The following is a 15,733-nucleotide window of genomic DNA, read 5'->3' on the forward strand; positions in this document are numbered from 1 at the left end:
CGGCAGGCAGCTTAATCTTTGGCACCCGCAGGTCAAGTGCTCAGGTATCGCCCAATCAACGCAATACCACTGGCCAACACCAGCCAGGTCACCAATCTCACAAACGCCTCCCGCGACATGCGCAGGGTCAATCTACGAGCAAACCAGAGTCCCAGGGCCATCGCCGGCAACAGGCATACAGCCAACATCAACAACGGCCAATCCGCATACACCCCGGCAATCAAGAACAGGCTCAGGCGCACCACTGTGCTGCAACTGATCAACGCACTCTGGGTGGCGCGCGCCGCGTCCTTGGGCAGGCGGCTGTTCAGATAGATCGCATAGAGAAAGCCGCCACTGCCAAACAATGCGCCGAATAAACCACCGACGGTGCCCATGGGAACCGACCAACCCGCCGCCATCTGCGTCGGGCGCGCCTTTACCGCCAGGCTGTAGAGGGCGTAGGCACTGATGAACAAGCCCATCAGCAACAGCAACAAATCCGAATGCAGGTTGAGCAAAAACACCACGCCCAATGTGCAACCAATCGCCATGCACGGCAGCAAGCGCAGCAATTCCGGCTTATTTACGTCCTGCCGCGATTGCAGCAGATTGCCAAATGCCGCGACAAAATCCAGCAGCACCAACAGTGGGATGATCTTCGACAGCGGCATGAACAGGATCAGCAGCGGCCCTGCCACCAATGCGGTGCCAAATCCCGCGATACCGAACACGATATAGGCCACGACAATGCCCAGGCCGATTACCAGCCAATCCACACCGCCAAACGACCATTGGCTCATCAGCTCAGCCGGGTTCATGGGTTATTCCTTATTCGAGATAGCCATCACTTTAGCCAGCGGCGAGGGATGCGACTAATATCTTCAAAGCCCTCCACCCATCTCGAAAAGGCATGACGTGTGATTTCCACCCGCCAACTGCGTTACTTCGTCGAAATCGCCGACAGTGGCAGCTTCAGCGCCGCCGCCGAGCGTTTGTTTGTGGCGCAGTCCGCCTTGAGCCGACAGATCAAGGAGCTGGAAACCCAGCTGCAAACGCCCCTGTTTGAGCGGACTGCACGCCAACCGCGACTCACCGCCGCGGGTGAAGCCTTCTACCCGCGAGCACGCAACCTGCTGAGTGAGCTGATCAAGGCCAGTGAAATGGCAACGCAAGTGGGCAACGGCGAACTGGGCACGCTGCGCCTAAGCCACTCAAGTACCGTGCCGATGAGCGGCCCATTGCTGCAAGGCATCAGCACCTGGCTGGAACGCTGCCCAGGGGTGTCGATGGACATCGTCAAACTGTCCTCCGAAGCGCAGTTGGAAGAAATCGCCGACGGTCGCCTGGAGGTCGGGCTGTTGCGCCTGCCTGTGTTGCGCCAGCGCGAGGGCGTGCGAGTCGTACCTTTATATCGCGAGCAACTGTTGCTGGCAGTGCCGCCGAATCATCGGCTGGCACGCAGCAATGCGCCCATCGAACTGGAGCAATTGAAGGACGAAGCGTTTATCTCGATCCCCCATCCCCAGCGTGGCGGCTTGAGTTATCTGTCAGCCGAGCTGTGCATGCGTGCAGGATTTTTCCCCAAGGCCGCGCGGGTGATGTCACGCAAGACCACCCAGTTGCAGTTGATCCAGGCCGGCTTTGGTATTGCCTTGTTACCAAAATCCATGCAGGACATCGCCCCTGCCACTGTGCACTTTTTGCCCCTGGCCGACCCGGACTGCCTCAGCACCGTGGCCCTGGCCTACGCGCAGAAGCCGAGCGCGCTGGTGGAGCAATTCTGCCAAACCTTGCACGAATGCCTATAAACTGCCGCCATGATTAAAGATCCTTTTGCCCGTCTGGGCCTGGACCGCGAAGTCCTGACTGTCAGCCAGCTCAACGGCCGTGCGCGGGTGTTGCTGGAAGACGTGTTCACCAATATCTGGGTCGAAGGCGAGATCTCCAACCTCGCCCGCCCGGCTTCCGGCCATGTGTATTTCACCCTCAAGGACAGCGGCGCCCAGGTGCGTTGCGCGCTGTTTCGCAACAACGCCGCGCGGGTGCGGCAGGCGCTGAAAGATGGCCTGGCGGTGAAGGTGCGCGGCAAAGTCTCTTTGTTTGAGGGCCGGGGTGATTACCAACTGATCCTCGATACCGTGGAGCCGGCCGGTGATGGGGCATTGCGCCTGGCGTTCGACGCGCTGAAGGAAAAGCTCAGCGCCGAAGGCCTGTTCAGCGCTGAACGCAAAGTGCCACTGCCAGCGCACCCTCGGCGCATCGGCATTATCAGTTCGCCGACCGGCGCGGTGATCCGCGACATCATCAGCGTGTTCCGTCGCCGTGCGCCAAACATTGAACTGACCCTGATCCCCACCGCCGTGCAAGGCCGCGAAGCCATCCCACAGATTGTGCGCGCACTGAAACTGGCGGATGCACGCGGCTTCGATGCGCTGATCCTGGCCCGTGGCGGCGGTTCGCTGGAGGACCTCTGGTGCTTCAACGAAGAAGCCGTGGCCCGTGCGGTGGACGCCTGCGTCACGCCAATCGTCAGCGCCGTCGGGCATGAGACCGATGTGTCCATCAGCGACTTCGTGGCCGACGTGCGCGCCCCTACGCCCTCCGCCGCAGCCGAATTGCTCGCGCCGGACGCCAGTCATCTGGTGCGTCAGGTTGAAAACCTGCATCGCCGCCTGGTGATGCTGATGCGCAATCGCCTGAGCCATGACCGCCTGCGCTTGGAAGGCATGGCGCGACGCCTGCGTCACCCTGGCGAACGTCTGCGCCAGCAGGCCCAGCGCCTGGATGACCTGGACATGCGCCTGCGCCGCGCCTTCGAGCGTAGCCTCAATACCCGCCGCGAGCGCCTGATCCGCCTGGAAACCCGCCTCGCCGGCCAACACCCCGGTCGCCAACTGGCCCTCTTGCGCCAACGCTTGGACAGCCTCGCTGAACGGCTGCCCCGCGCCATGCGCGAAGGCCTCAAGGCGCGGCGCCTGCAACTGCAAAGCCAGATGCAGACGCTGCACGTGGTCAGCCCATTGGCGACCCTGGGCCGTGGCTACAGCATCTTGCTGGACGAGCGCGGCCAGGCCATTCGCAACGCCGCGCAGACCCACACCGGCCAGCGCCTCACCGCGCGTCTCGGTGAGGGCCAATTGCAAGTGCGGGTGGAAGACAACCACCTGACACCCGTCACCCTTTCGTTATTGGATTGATTGATGCCACGTCTCTTTAGTGTGTTGATGCTGCTGTGCCTTGCCTTTAATGCCCATGCCGATAGCTACATCACCCGCACCTTGAACAAGCCGGTGCCGGGCGGCGTTGCCGTGGTCGAACTGGGCCCTTCCGCCGCCGCGCCCAAGGCCACGTACCTGGGCAAGCCAGTGCTGGTGGTGAAGGAAGCGGACAACTGGCTGGCGATTGTTGGCATCCCGTTGACGGTCAAGCCCGGCAACGAACGCATAAGCAGCGGCGGGCGCAACCTGCCGTTTATCGTTGGCTAAAAGAAGTACCCGGAACAGCGCATCACCCTGAAAAACAAAAGCCAGGTAAACCCCGATCCGGCACAGCTGAAACGCATCGAGGCGGAGCTGGCGGTGCAGATCAAGGCTTACCGCAGTTTCAGCCCGAACCTGCCGAGCAACCTGGTGTTGGACAAACCGGTAAACGGGCCGCTGTCGAGCAAGTTCGGCGTACGACGTTTCTTCAACGGTGAAGAGCGCAATCCCCACTCGGGCCTGGACTTTGCCGTGCCGGCCGGTACGCCGATCAAGACGCCGGCCAACGGCAAAGTGATTCTGGTGGGCAACTACTTCTTCAACGGCAATACCGTGTTCGTCGACCACGGCCAGGGCTTTATCAGCATGTTCTGCCACATGTCGAAGATCGATGTGAAAGTCGGTGACCAGCTCACGCGTGGCGCGGTGGTGGGTAAAGTCGGAGCCACGGGCCGCGCGACCGGGCCGCACATGCACTGGAACGTCAGCCTGAACGACGCACGGGTCGATCCGGCGATCTTTATCGGCGCATTCCAACCCTGAAACGCTCGATTGCGCGCCTGATAATGGGTGCGCAATTAAAGCAAGCCCTCTACACATATTTAGGCACAAAATCTCGTTTCCTACACAGATAGCAGAACTTCTCTCAATTTTTAGCGACTGCTTGCCATCTTTCACCCCGACGGTTAGGGTTGGGCTTATGAAAACCTCTCACACCCTCATTCAGCTCCGCCAGCACCGCAGCCTGTGCCTTGTCAGCGCACGACTGCCAGGCTGAATCGATCTGCCTCGTCTTTACGTTTTATCCCCAAAAACAGTTCTACGGCAGGCCGCCTTTTCTCGGCCCCTACAACAAAGGATTTCCCGATGAGCATGCTCAAAGACCCGTCTTCGAAGTACCGCGCGTTCCCGACCATCGACATCCCGGACCGCACCTGGCCGTCGAAGACCATCACCGAAGCGCCGATCTGGTGCAGCTCGGACCTGCGTGATGGCAACCAGTCGCTGATCGAGCCGATGGACGCGGTGAAAAAGCTGCGTTTCTGGAAGACCCTGGTTGCCGTCGGCGTGAAGGAAATCGAAGCATCGTTCCCTGCCGCCTCGCAAACCGACTTCGACTTCGTACGTACCCTGATCGAAGACAACCATATCCCCGAGGACACCACCATCCAGGTGCTGACCCAGGGCCGTGAAGACTTGATCGCACGCACCTTCGAATCCCTGCGCGGCGCCAAGAAGGCCATCGTGCACCTGTACAACGCCACCTCGCCGTCCTTCCGCCGCATCGTGTTCAACCTGGACAAGGACGGCATCAAGGCCATCGCAGTCAACGCGGCCAAGCTGTTCGTCAAGTACGCCGCCCAGCAGCCGGAAACCCAGTGGACCTTCGAATACTCCCCGGAGACCTTCAGCGCCACTGAGCTGGAGTTCGCCAAGGAAGTGTGTGACGCGGTGATCGAGGTGTGGAACCCGACGCCTGAGCACAAGATGATCCTCAACCTGCCGGCCACCGTGGAATGCGCCACGCCGAACATCTATGCCGACCAGATCGAGTGGTTCGGTCGCCATATCAACCGTCGTGACAGCGTGATCATCAGCCTGCACACCCACAACGACCGTGGCACTGGCGTAGCCGCCACCGAGCTGGGCCTGATGGCCGGTGCCGACCGTGTCGAAGGCTGCCTGTTCGGCAACGGCGAGCGTACCGGTAACGTCGACCTGGTCACCGTGGCACTGAACATGTACACCCAGGGCCTCGACCCGCAGCTGGACTTCTCCGACATCGACGGCGTGCGCAAGGTCGTCGAGGAGTGCAACCAGATCCAGGTTCACCCGCGTCACCCGTACGTTGGCGACCTGGTGCACACCGCGTTCTCTGGCTCCCACCAAGACGCCATCCGCAAGGGCTTCAGCCAGCAGAAAGACGACGCACTGTGGGAAGTACCGTACTTGCCGATTGACCCGGCCGACATCGGCCGCAGCTACGAGGCGGTGATTCGCGTGAACAGCCAGTCGGGCAAAGGCGGCATCGCCTACCTGCTGGAGCAGGAATACGACATCAGCTTGCCGCGTCGCATGCAGATCGAGTTCAGCCAGGTAGTACAGGCCGAAACCGACCGCGTGGGCCTGGAAATGACCGCGCCGCAGATCTACGCCTTGCTGCAGCGTGAATACCTGCAAGCCAACACCCCGTACGCGCTGGTCAGCCATCGCCTGCAGGAAGAAAACGGCAACAGCTTTGTCGAGGTGGAAGTCTCCGGCAAGGGCCAGGGCGAAACCAATCTGCACTGGAAAGGCAAAGGCAACGGTGCGCTGGAAGCGCTGGTGGCTGGCCTGCCGATCGGTGTGGAGATCATGGACTACAACGAACATGCGATTGGTGCAGGCACCAACGCCAAGGCAGCGGCCTACATCGAGCTGCGGGTGAACGGTGAGCGTCCGGTGCATGGCGTGGGTATTGATGAAAACATCACCACGGCCAGCTTCAAGGCGCTGTTCAGTGCACTGAACCGGTCGTTGAGCCAGCAGGAAGCCAAAGCGGCGTAACTGGCTGCTGAAATGCGAAAGGCCCCTGGATGAGAGTCCAGGGGCCTTTTTCGTTACCGGGTTTAAGTGAACTCAAATGTATCGGCGTCCAGGTTCGCGGGAAACCGCATGCGATATGCCGCCAACTCCGCCGCATCCAGGCTCACCTGAAATACGCCGTCCGCCTCCCCTGCACTGAGCAAGGTCTCACCCTGGAAATCCAGCACCTGGCTGTCACCGGTATAGGCAAAGCCCTTCCCATCCGTGCCCACCCGATTCACTGCCGCCACATAGCACAGGTTTTCAATAGCCCGCGCCGGCAGCAACCGGTTCCAGTGTGAACGCCGCGCACCCGGCCAGTTGGCGGTGTACAGCAGCAGGTCGGTGTCCTGGGCGTCGCGGCTCCACACCGGGAAACGCAGGTCGTAGCAAATCAACGGGCGAATACGCCAACCCTTCAATTCGAACTGCACCTGGCGTTCGCCCGGCGTGTAGTGATTGTGTTCACCGGCCATGCGGAACAGATGGCGCTTGTCGTAGTGCAACACCTCGCCATCCGGCCGCGCCCACAGCAGGCGGTTGCGGTGACTGCCGTCGGCGGCCTGGATGATCACACTGCCGGTGATCACCGCGTTGTACTTCGCCGCCTGGGCCTGGAGCCAATGATGGGTCGGGCCGTTTTCAGGCTCTGCAAGGGCTTGCGACTCCATCGAGAAGCCGGTGGTGAACATCTCCGGCAACACAATCAAATCGGCGCCTTTGGCTTGCTCCAACAGCAGTTCGAAATGTTCGAGGTTGGCCTGGCGGTCATGCCAGGCCAGGCTGGTCTGGACCAGGGCGATATTCAGGTTCGGCAGTGCACTCAGATCACGCATAGTTTTTCCGCCGCTTGGCGCAGCGTTTCCTCGCGTTTGGCAAAGCACAGGCGCACCAGGCGCTGGCCTTGGGGTGGGGTCTGGTAGAACACCGAGACCGGGATGGTGGCCACGCCGTGTTCGCGGGTCATCCAAAGAGACATGGCGACGTCATCCAGGTCCGGGCGGATCTGTGAGTAATCCACCAGTTGGAAGTAGGTACCGGTCACTCGGGTAAAGCTGAAACGGGACGGCGCCAGCAGATCGCAGAACAGGTCACGCTTGGCCTGGTAGAAGGCCGGCAGCTCGTCGACATGCTCCGGGTGTTCAGCCATGAAGTCGGCCAGCGCGTATTGCAGTGGGGTCACGCCGCAGAAATTGACGTATTGGTGCACCTTGCGCAGTTCGGCGGTGAGGGCTGGCGGTGCGACGACATAACCGGTTTTCCAGCCAGTGACGTGGTAGGTCTTGCCGAAAGAGCTGACCACGAACGCGCGCTGATACAGCTCTTCATGGGCCAACACGCTGACATGGGCCACGCCGTCAAAGACCAAATGTTCGTAGACTTCATCGCTGACCAGGTAGATATCGCGATCACGGATCAGTTCGGCCAATTGGTCCAGCTCGGCGCGGCTGATCAAGGCACCTGTCGGGTTGTGCGGGGTATTGAGAATGATCATGCGCGTGCGCGGTGACAGCGCCGCCTTGATCCTCTCGAAGTCGAGGGCAAAGCCATTCTGGCTCAGTTGCACATGCACACAGCGGCCACCAGCCAACTCCACCGAAGGCTCATAGCTGTCGTAGCTGGGGTCGAACACGATGACTTCATCGCCAGTACGAATCACCGCCTGGATTGCGCAGAAGATCGCCTCGGTGGCGCCAGGGGTGATGGTCACTTCACTGTCGGCATTAACCGTGGCGCCATAACTGCGGGCGATCTTGGCGGCCACTTGCTGACGCAGCACCGGCAGGCCGGTCATAGGCGCATATTGGTTATGCCCGAGGGCGATATGCTTGCCCACCGCATCGAGCAAAGCCTGGGGGCCATTGAAGTCCGGGAAGCCCTGGGACAGGTTGAGCGCGCCGGTTTCAGCAGCGAGTTGCGACATGGTGGTGAAAATGGTCGTGCCGACATTCGGCAGCTTACTGGTGATCATCGAAAGGCCCCTGCAGGTGAGCCCCAAGTTTTAAGCTGCCAACTGCACCGGGTCAAGGCACAAACCACCGCGCACAAAAAAGGGCTCCAAAGGAGCCCTCCCTCACAACTCGAAGCTGCCGTTATTTCTTGTCACGGCGCTTCTTGTCGGCCTTCTTGTGGTGAGTCATCAAACGACGCTTCTTGTTCACCTGACGGTCAGTCAGTGTGTTCTTGTTGCCTTCGTATGGGTTCTCGCCACCCTTGAACTCGATACGGATCGGCGTACCGACCAGCTTCAAGACACGGCGGTAGGTGTTTTCCAGGTAACGCACATAGGACTTCGGCACCTTCTCGATCTGGTTACCGTGGATCACGATAATCGGCGGGTTGGCACCACCCAAGTGGGCGTAACGCAGTTTGATCCGGCGGTTGTTGACCATCGGCGGCGCGTGCTCGCCAACCGCGTCTTCCAGGATCTGGGTCAGGCGGTTGGTCGGCCAGCGGGTGACCGCGGACTTGAACGAGTTCTGTACGGACGCGTAGAGGTTGCCCACGCCGGTGCCGTGCAGTGCCGAGATAAAGTGGATATCGGCGAACTCGACGAAGAACAGGCGACGTTGCAGCTCGATCTTGACGAAATCGCGCTCGCTTGGCGTCATGCCGTCCCACTTGTTGATCGCGATCACCAGTGCCCGACCGGCCTCCAGGGCAAAGCCCAGCAGGTTGAGGTCGTGGTCCACCACGCCTTCGCGGGCGTCCATCACGAAGATCACCACGTTGGCGTCTTTGATCGCCTGCAGGGTTTTCACCACCGAGAACTTTTCAACTTCCTCGTGGATCTTGCCGCGCTTGCGCACACCAGCGGTGTCGATCAGCGTGTACTTTTCCTCGTTGCGTTCGAACGGGATGTAGATGCTGTCGCGGGTGGTGCCGGGTTGGTCGTACACGATAACCCGGTCTTCACCGAGCATACGGTTGACCAGCGTCGACTTGCCGACGTTAGGGCGGCCGATGATGGCGATCTTGATACCGTCTTTTTCGCTCGGGCCAGGAATGCGCTTGGCTTCCTCACCTTCGGCAACGATTTCCTCTTCGCCCTCTTCTTCCTCGACATCATCCTTAGGGAAATCGCGCAGGGCAATTTCCAGCATCTGGGTGATACCGCGACCGTGGGCACCGGCGACCGGAATCGCATCGCCCAGGCCCATCGGGCTGAATTCGGCACGGGCCGCTTCAGGATCGATGTTGTCGATCTTGTTCGCGACCAGATAGGAACGCTTGTTGCGCTTGCGCAGGTGCTCGCCAATCATTTGGTCAGCAGCGGTGTAGCCCGCACGGGCGTCCACCAGGAACAACACGACATCGGCTTCTTCAATGGCCAGCAGCGACTGCTCGGCCATCTTTTCGTCCATGCCATGCTCGTCACCGGAGATACCACCGGTGTCGACAATAATGTAGGAGCGCCCTTGCCACTTTGCCTCACCGTATTGGCGATCACGGGTCAGACCGGACAAGTCGCCGACGATGGCGTCGCGAGTCCTGGTCAGGCGGTTGAACAAGGTGGACTTGCCGACGTTAGGTCGGCCCACCAGGGCGATTACGGGAACCATGCGGCTCTCCACTTCGTTATTTCAGAAAATACAAAAGCCGCTGCAGGGCAGCGGCTGGTGCTCGGGGCAGCATAATCAAATGCCGCATGCCCCGCCGAAGCGGGGCCGCCTGGGTGTTACCCCAAGCATAGTTCTTACTTGATGGTCAGGGCTTCCAGCTTGCCGCTGTTGCCAAACACATAAAGCATGTTACCCACGACCAGCGGACGCGCACGCAGGCCGTCGCTGTCGATACGCTCGCGACCTACGAAGCGACCGTCCACTTGGCTCAGCAGGTGCAGGTAGCCTTCGAAGTCACCGACTGCGACGTAGCTGGAGAACACTTCCGGTGCCGACAGTTGACGGCGAGCCAGGGAGTCGTTGCTCCACAGCGCGGTAGTAGAGCGTTCGTCGACACTTTCAACGGTGCCGGACGCCAGGCTTACATAGACGCTGCCAAACCCTTGGGCGACACCGGCGTAGCTGGAAGCATCACGCTGCCAGTTCACACGGCCGCTCTGCAGGTCCAGTGCCGCAACACGGCCCTGGTAGGTAGCGACGTAGAGGGTTTCACCGGACAGCAGCAGGCCGCCGTCGATGTCCACTACACGGTCCAGCTCGGAACGACCTTGCGGGATGGCCACACGGGTTTCCCAGGCCGGCACGCCGTTCTGGGTATCCAGGGCGACCACTTTACCGGTCGACAGACCTGCAACGGCCAGATTGTTGGTCACAATCGGACCACTGGTACCGCGCAAGGTCAGCACCGCTGGAGTGCTGTCGTACAACCAACGCTGTTCGCCGGTGCTGGCGTCGAGGCCGATTACACGATCGTCCTGGGTTTGCACCACGACGATATCGCCGTTGGTAGCAGGCGGTGCGAGGACTTCACTGGTCACGCGAGCGCGCCATTTCTCTTCACCGGTGCTGGAGTCCAAGGCCACGACTTCGCCTTTCAGCGTGCCGAGCATCACCATGCCGTAACCCACGCCGACGGCGCCGGAGACTGGCAATTCGAGGTCTTTCTTCCACTTCACGTCACCGTTCATGCGATCCATGGAGATCACAACGCCGGTCACGTCAGCGGCCACAATGTTGTCACCGTCGATTGCCGGAACCAACATGTTGTAGGTTTCGCCCTGACCGTCACCGATGGAACGGCTCCACTGCTTCTGCAGGACCACTTCTTCCTTGAAGCTGGTCAGCTCCGCAGGAGGCAGTTCTTTTTTACTGTTGCTGCTGCAACCCGCGGCCAGAACGGCCAGAGCCAGCAATGCTGCATGTTTCCAACGGATCACGTCACGCATCCCCTTTGGCCAAGTCGTCCAGCTTGATTTGTAAGCCACCGACCGCTGCTTCATCAGACAGCGCCGCCTTGGCTTTTTGGTACGCAGCATTGGCTTCGTCGGTACGACCCAATTGGACCAACAGGTCGCCCTTGAGCTCTTCGCGAGTGGCTACAAATGCCTTGTCAGCATCGCCGTCGAGCAGTTTGAGTGCTTCGTCGGCCTTGTTCTGTGCCGCCAGTACCTGAGCCAGGCGCTGACGTGCGATTTCACCCAGGGTCGGGTTGGTCGGCTTGTCGGCGATAGCCTTCAGCTCTGCAGCGGCGTCGTCCAGCTTGCCGGTGTCGACCGCGACTTTCGCGACGAACAGGCTGCCGTATTGGGCGTAGGTGCTACCGCCGAATTCGTTCTTCAGCTTACCGGCCAGGTCTGCAACCTGCGCAGGATCGGGCTTACCGTCCGGCGTCAGGGTGGTTTCCAGCAATTGCTGATAGAGGATCGAGGCGCCTTGGGACTGGTTGGCCTGATACTTGGTCCAGGCTTGCCAGCCGAACACCACCACTAAAGCCAGCAGACCGCCAGTAACCAGGGGCTTGCCGTTACGCTGCCACCAGTCCTTGAACTCGGCCAGTTGATCATCATCAGAACTCGACACCCCAATACTCCTTAATCGCTAAATTCGGCTGTTCGACAGCTTCAACCCTGCACAACGCAGGTGGCCAAGTGCGCAGCGAGCGCATCAAAGGCAATGTTCTGTTGCTCGCCCTGGCCACGCAGGGGTTTGAAACCTATCACTTGCTGGGCCAGTTCGTCTTCGCCGAGGATCAGCGCATACAGCGCACCGCTCTTGTCGGCCTTCTTGAATTGGCTCTTGAAGCTGCCGGCACCGGCATTGACCTGCAGGCGCAGGTTTGGCAGTTGGTCGCGGACCTTTTCGCTCAGGGCCAGGGCAGCCAGTTCGGCGGCCTCGCCAAAGGCGCAGAGGTACACGTCCACCTGACGGGCGATCTCTTCCGGGACCTGCTCCAGGGTTTCCAGCAGCAGGATCAGCCGCTCGATGCCCATGGCGAAGCCCACGCCCGTGGTCGGCTTGCCGCCCACCTGCTCGACCAGGCCGTCGTAACGGCCACCGGCACACACGGTGCCCTGGGCGCCGAGTTTGTCGGTGACCCATTCGAATACGGTCTTGCTGTAGTAGTCGAGGCCGCGTACCAGCTTGGTGTTGATCACGAACGGAATACCGGCCGCTTCCAGACGAGCCTTGAGGCCCTCGAAGTGGATACGGGACTCGTCGTCCAGGTAATCAGCCATTTTCGGCGCGTTGACCAGCACGGCCTGGGTGTCGGCGTTCTTGGTATCGAGGACGCGCAACGGGTTGGTCTTCAGACGGCGCTGGCTGTCTTCGTCCAACTTGTCCAGGTGGGCGGACAGGTACTCAACCAGGGCCACTTTGTAGCGACCACGGGATTCGCTGGTGCCCAGGCTGTTGAGTTCAAGCTTGACCGCGTCGCGGATGCCCAACAGGCCCCACAGGCGCCAGGTCAGCACGATCAGCTCGGCGTCGATGTCCGGGCCGTCGATGTTGAACACTTCCAGGCCGATCTGGTGAAACTGGCGATAACGGCCTTTCTGTGGACGTTCGTGACGGAACATCGGGCCGATGTACCACAACTTCTGCGGCTGGCCGGCACCGGTGAGGCCATGCTCAAGCACAGCGCGAACGCAGGCGGCAGTGCCTTCCGGACGCAGGGTCAGGGAGTCGCCGTTGCGGTCTTCAAAGGTGTACATCTCTTTTTCGACGATGTCGGTCACTTCACCGATGGAGCGCTTGAACAGCTCGGTGAACTCGACGATCGGCATGCGGATCTGCTTGTAACCGTAGTTATCCAGCAGACGCGCGACAGTGCCCTCGAAATAGCGCCACAGCGGCGTCTGTTCCGGCAGGATGTCGTTCATGCCACGAATGGCTTGCAGAGACTTGCTCACATCAAATCCTTAAATTCGTTCAATCAGCCGCGCGCGATCAGCGCTGCGTCAGCCGCGACCTTTTCGGCCGCTTTCTCGCGGATCAGCTTTTCCAGCTCATCCACCAGATTGTCATTCGTCAACTTCTGCGACGGCTTGCCGTCGATGTAGATCAGGTTCGGCGTACCACCGGTCAGGCCCACATGGGCCTCTTTGGCCTCACCCGGCCCGTTGACCACACAGCCGATCACCGCAACATCCAGCGGCACCAGCAGGTCTTCAAGGCGCAATTCCAGATCGTTCATGGTTTTCACCACGTCGAAGTTCTGCCGCGAGCAGCTCGGGCAGGCAATGAAATTGATGCCACGGGAACGCAAACGCAGGGATTTGAGAATGTCGTAACCGACTTTCACTTCCTCTACAGGGTCTGCTGCCAGCGAGATGCGGATGGTATCGCCAATCCCTTCGGCGAGCAGCATACCGAGACCCACCGCAGATTTCACTGTGCCTGAGCGTAAACCGCCTGCTTCAGTGATACCCAGGTGCAGCGGCTGCACGATTTCCTTGGCCAACAGGCGGTAGGCTTCTACTGCCATGAACACGTCGGAGGCCTTTACGCTGACCTTGAAGTCCTGGAAATTCAGGCGTTCAAGGTGTTCAACATGGCGCAGCGCCGATTCAACCAGCGCCGCCGGAGTCGGTTCGCCGTATTTCTTTTGCAGGTCTTTTTCCAGGGAACCGGCGTTGACGCCGATACGGATTGGAATACCACGGTCGCGGGCAGCATCAACCACTGCACGCACACGGTCTTCACGACCGATGTTGCCCGGGTTGATACGCAGGCAGTCCACACCCAGTTCGGCCACGCGCAAAGCGATCTTGTAGTCGAAGTGAATGTCGGCAACCAATGGCACCTTGACCAGTTGCTTGATGCGGCCAAAAGCTTCGGCAGCGTCCATGTCTGGCACGGAGACGCGCACGATGTCCACGCCCGCAGCTTCCAGACGATTGATCTGGGCAACGGTGGCGGCCACGTCATTGGTGTCGCTGTTGGTCATGCTTTGTACCGCGATGGGGGCGTCGCCACCCACCGGCACCGAGCCGACCCAGATCTTGCGCGATACGCGACGTTTGATTGGAGATTCGCCGTGCATGACTATTGTCCCAACTTCAGGCGAGCGGTCTCGCCACTGGTGAACGGCGCCACGTCCACAGGCTGGCCGTTGTAGGCCACTTGCGCGCCACGGGCAAAGCCCAGACGCAGCGTCAAAGGAGGCTTGCCGCCCTGATCGAGCGTATCTCCCTTACGCTTCAGACCGCTGAACAGCACTTTGCCGTTGCCATCGGTGACTTGCGTCCAACAGTCAGCGACGAAGGTAATCTGTACACGGCCATCACCGGCGATCAACGCAGGGGTGGTGGGCGGGGAAATCGCAGGGGCTGTCGGCGTAGTTGTCGGCGCCTGCACGGGTGCGGCCGGTGTATGGGCCTGAGAAACCGGGGCAGCCGGAGTGTGGGCCGGCGCAGTTGGCGTCGCAGGTGCCGGTACAGCAGCGGTCGCGGCTGGCGCGGTTTCCGGTGCTGGCTGCTCGGTGGCAACCGGCGCTTCAGGTGCAGCCTGGCTTTCGGCAACCGCCTGGTCTTCAGGCTCATCCAGCGGATGAATCTGAGTGGTGCCGTCGGCGCTTTCGACTTCGACGTGCTCCATGGCATTGCTGGTCAGGTCCTTGGTGCGCTGGGAGGTCTGGTCTTGCCACCAGACGAAACCGCCACCAATGACCGCGATCAGCAGCAACAGGCTGACAATGCGCAAAATCGTGTGGGAAACCCGCACTGGCTCTTCGATACGCCCCAGGCCGTGGACATTGCTGCCCTGGGAGTCGGTGCCGGTGAATTGGTCGAACTCCTGGACCAGTATGGCCTGGTCGATCCCCAGCAATTTAGCGTAGGCGCGGATATAGCCGCGGGCAAAGGTGTGCCCAGGCAGCTTATCGAACGCGCCAGCTTCCAGGTTGCCCAGGGACGTCGTGGTCAAATTGAGCTTGAGGGCCACTTCCGCCAGCGACCAACCATTGCTTTCGCGGGCCTGACGCAAGGTGTCGCCTGGGTTTACGCGATTAGCTGCTACAACTTCCGGGTGCGCCGCTTTCATCATTGCTCCGACAGGTATTGCTGATATTCCGGCGTACCGGGATAGAGTCGTTCGAGTTGCTGGCCAAAACGTGCGGCCGTGTCGCGTTCTTCATGAACCGTCGCCAGGCGCACACCGAGCAATAGACTACGTGCATTTTGCCCGCTGAGCAGGCTAAAACGCTCGTAATAGTCACGTGCCGGCACATAATGCCTGTCATCAAAGGATAACTCAGCCATTTCGAGCAACGCCCGAGGCTGGCGACCGTTCAAATGCAGGGCTTTTTCCAGTTGCTGGCGGGCGCTGTCACGCTGACCGAGGCGCATCGAGGTCACCCCAAGGTTCTCGAACACCCGCGAACGCTCAGGATAGAGGGTATCGGCGCTGGCTTGCTGGAAATAAAGGGCGGCCTGGTCATATCGTTTCTGCTCGAACAGAAAGCTGCCGTAATTGTTCAGCAGCCGCGGGTCGGCAGGACGGGAGGCCAGGGCCTTGTGGAAATACTGTTCGGCCAGTTCAGGCTCGGCCTGGGCCTGGAACACCAGGGCCAGTGCGCCATTGGCGTCGGCATCGTCGCTGTCCAGCTCCAGGGCCTTCTTCAACGGCACCTTGGCTTGCTCGCTCATGCCTTGTTGCAGGTAACCCAAGCCCAGTTGCACATAGGCAACCCGCGCCTCGTCACGGCCTTTACCAGTTTGCAAAGGGCTCTCATGGCCCGATGAAACACAACCGGCCGCAAGACCGGTAACAAGCAAAAGCAGCGCAAGGCGCAAGGGCATAGAG

At 60.5% G+C, this 15,733-nt stretch carries 13 protein-coding genes and 1 pseudogene; 4 read left to right on the forward strand and 10 right to left on the reverse strand.

The annotated features are described in order from the left end of the window. Window positions 1-32: 32 nt before the first annotated feature. Window positions 33-800: a sulfite exporter TauE/SafE family protein gene (locus H096_RS13025; RefSeq protein ID WP_033898614.1), complete on the reverse strand. Its 768-nt coding sequence runs from the start codon at window positions 798-800 to the stop codon at window positions 33-35. Between the two features lie 99 nt (window positions 801-899). Here H096_RS13025 and H096_RS13030 point away from each other — a divergent pair, with 99 nt between their 5' ends. From H096_RS13030 to leuA, 4 genes and pseudogenes are all read left to right on the forward strand, one after another. Beyond that, window positions 900-1,790, forward strand: coding sequence for a LysR family transcriptional regulator (locus H096_RS13030; RefSeq protein ID WP_033898615.1), 891 nt, complete (start codon window positions 900-902; stop codon window positions 1,788-1,790). Window positions 1,791-1,799: 9 nt separating this feature from the next. Continuing rightward, window positions 1,800-3,179: an exodeoxyribonuclease VII large subunit gene (gene xseA / locus H096_RS13035; RefSeq protein WP_033898617.1), complete on the forward strand. Its 1,380-nt coding sequence runs from the start codon at window positions 1,800-1,802 to the stop codon at window positions 3,177-3,179. A gap of 3 nt (window positions 3,180-3,182) precedes the next feature. Next, window positions 3,183-4,004, forward strand: a pseudogene (locus tag H096_RS13040) (peptidoglycan DD-metalloendopeptidase family protein). Window positions 4,005-4,328: 324 nt separating this feature from the next. Then, window positions 4,329-6,008, forward strand: coding sequence for a 2-isopropylmalate synthase (gene leuA / locus H096_RS13045; protein ID WP_033898618.1), 1,680 nt, complete (start codon window positions 4,329-4,331; stop codon window positions 6,006-6,008). Between the two features lie 62 nt (window positions 6,009-6,070). Here the strand turns inward: leuA and H096_RS13050 are convergent, their stop codons facing one another. The 9 genes from H096_RS13050 to pilW form a co-directional block, all read right to left on the reverse strand. Further along, the gene (locus H096_RS13050) at window positions 6,071-6,862 is read right to left on the reverse strand and encodes an amidohydrolase (protein ID WP_033898620.1); all 792 of its coding nucleotides are present in this window, start codon (window positions 6,860-6,862) and stop codon (window positions 6,071-6,073) included. After that, entirely contained in the window at window positions 6,850-7,998 is a 1,149-nt protein-coding gene (locus H096_RS13055; protein ID WP_033898621.1) for a pyridoxal phosphate-dependent aminotransferase, read from the reverse strand. The genes H096_RS13050 and H096_RS13055 overlap by 13 nt, the downstream gene beginning before the upstream one ends. Before the next feature lie 121 nt (window positions 7,999-8,119). Further along, entirely contained in the window at window positions 8,120-9,589 is a 1,470-nt protein-coding gene (gene der, locus H096_RS13060; protein ID WP_016977675.1) for a ribosome biogenesis GTPase Der, read from the reverse strand. Window positions 9,590-9,723: 134 nt separating this feature from the next. After that, window positions 9,724-10,875, reverse strand: coding sequence for an outer membrane protein assembly factor BamB (gene bamB, locus H096_RS13065; protein WP_033898622.1), 1,152 nt, complete (start codon window positions 10,873-10,875; stop codon window positions 9,724-9,726). Then, entirely contained in the window at window positions 10,868-11,509 is a 642-nt protein-coding gene (locus H096_RS13070) for a tetratricopeptide repeat protein (protein WP_016977673.1), read from the reverse strand. The genes bamB and H096_RS13070 overlap by 8 nt, the downstream gene beginning before the upstream one ends. A 41-nt stretch (window positions 11,510-11,550) precedes the next feature. Further along, a complete protein-coding gene (hisS, locus tag H096_RS13075) occupies window positions 11,551-12,840 on the reverse strand; it encodes a histidine--tRNA ligase (protein ID WP_033898623.1) in 1,290 nt (429 codons plus the stop codon). Window positions 12,841-12,863: 23 nt separating this feature from the next. Further along, window positions 12,864-13,973 carry a flavodoxin-dependent (E)-4-hydroxy-3-methylbut-2-enyl-diphosphate synthase gene (ispG, locus tag H096_RS13080; RefSeq protein WP_003175952.1) on the reverse strand — a complete coding sequence of 370 codons (1,110 nt, stop codon included), beginning with the start codon at window positions 13,971-13,973 and terminating at the stop codon, window positions 12,864-12,866. Window positions 13,974-13,975: 2 nt separating this feature from the next. After that, window positions 13,976-14,971: a RodZ family helix-turn-helix domain-containing protein gene (locus tag H096_RS13085; RefSeq protein WP_033898624.1), complete on the reverse strand. Its 996-nt coding sequence runs from the start codon at window positions 14,969-14,971 to the stop codon at window positions 13,976-13,978. Beyond that, complete coding sequence (gene pilW, locus H096_RS13090) at window positions 14,971-15,729, reverse strand: type IV pilus biogenesis/stability protein PilW (protein ID WP_033898625.1); 759 nt, start codon at window positions 15,727-15,729, stop codon at window positions 14,971-14,973. Before pilW ends, H096_RS13085 begins: the two co-directional genes overlap by 1 nt. Between the last annotated feature and the right edge of the window lie 4 nt (window positions 15,730-15,733).

Source organism: Pseudomonas sp. FH1 (assembly GCF_000510895.2).
In the GTDB taxonomy this organism is placed as follows: Bacteria; Pseudomonadota; Gammaproteobacteria; order Pseudomonadales; family Pseudomonadaceae; genus Aquipseudomonas; species Aquipseudomonas azotoformans_A.

What these genes read in the sequence shown, in the direction of transcription:
- leuA (WP_033898618.1), top strand. Translation starts at nt 4,329, where the DNA reads ATGAGCATGCTCAAAGACCCGTCTTCGAAGTACCGCGCGTTCCCGACC.
- H096_RS13050 (WP_033898620.1), bottom strand. Translation starts at nt 6,862, where the DNA reads ATGCGTGATCTGAGTGCACTGCCGAACCTGAATATCGCCCTGGTCCAG.
- xseA (WP_033898617.1), top strand. Translation starts at nt 1,800, where the DNA reads ATGATTAAAGATCCTTTTGCCCGTCTGGGCCTGGACCGCGAAGTCCTG.
- H096_RS13025 (WP_033898614.1), bottom strand. Translation starts at nt 800, where the DNA reads ATGAACCCGGCTGAGCTGATGAGCCAATGGTCGTTTGGCGGTGTGGAT.
- ispG (WP_003175952.1), bottom strand. Translation starts at nt 13,973, where the DNA reads ATGCACGGCGAATCTCCAATCAAACGTCGCGTATCGCGCAAGATCTGG.
- H096_RS13085 (WP_033898624.1), bottom strand. Translation starts at nt 14,971, where the DNA reads ATGAAAGCGGCGCACCCGGAAGTTGTAGCAGCTAATCGCGTAAACCCA.
- bamB (WP_033898622.1), bottom strand. Translation starts at nt 10,875, where the DNA reads ATGCGTGACGTGATCCGTTGGAAACATGCAGCATTGCTGGCTCTGGCC.
- der (WP_016977675.1), bottom strand. Translation starts at nt 9,589, where the DNA reads ATGGTTCCCGTAATCGCCCTGGTGGGCCGACCTAACGTCGGCAAGTCC.
- H096_RS13055 (WP_033898621.1), bottom strand. Translation starts at nt 7,998, where the DNA reads ATGATCACCAGTAAGCTGCCGAATGTCGGCACGACCATTTTCACCACC.
- pilW (WP_033898625.1), bottom strand. Translation starts at nt 15,729, where the DNA reads ATGCCCTTGCGCCTTGCGCTGCTTTTGCTTGTTACCGGTCTTGCGGCC.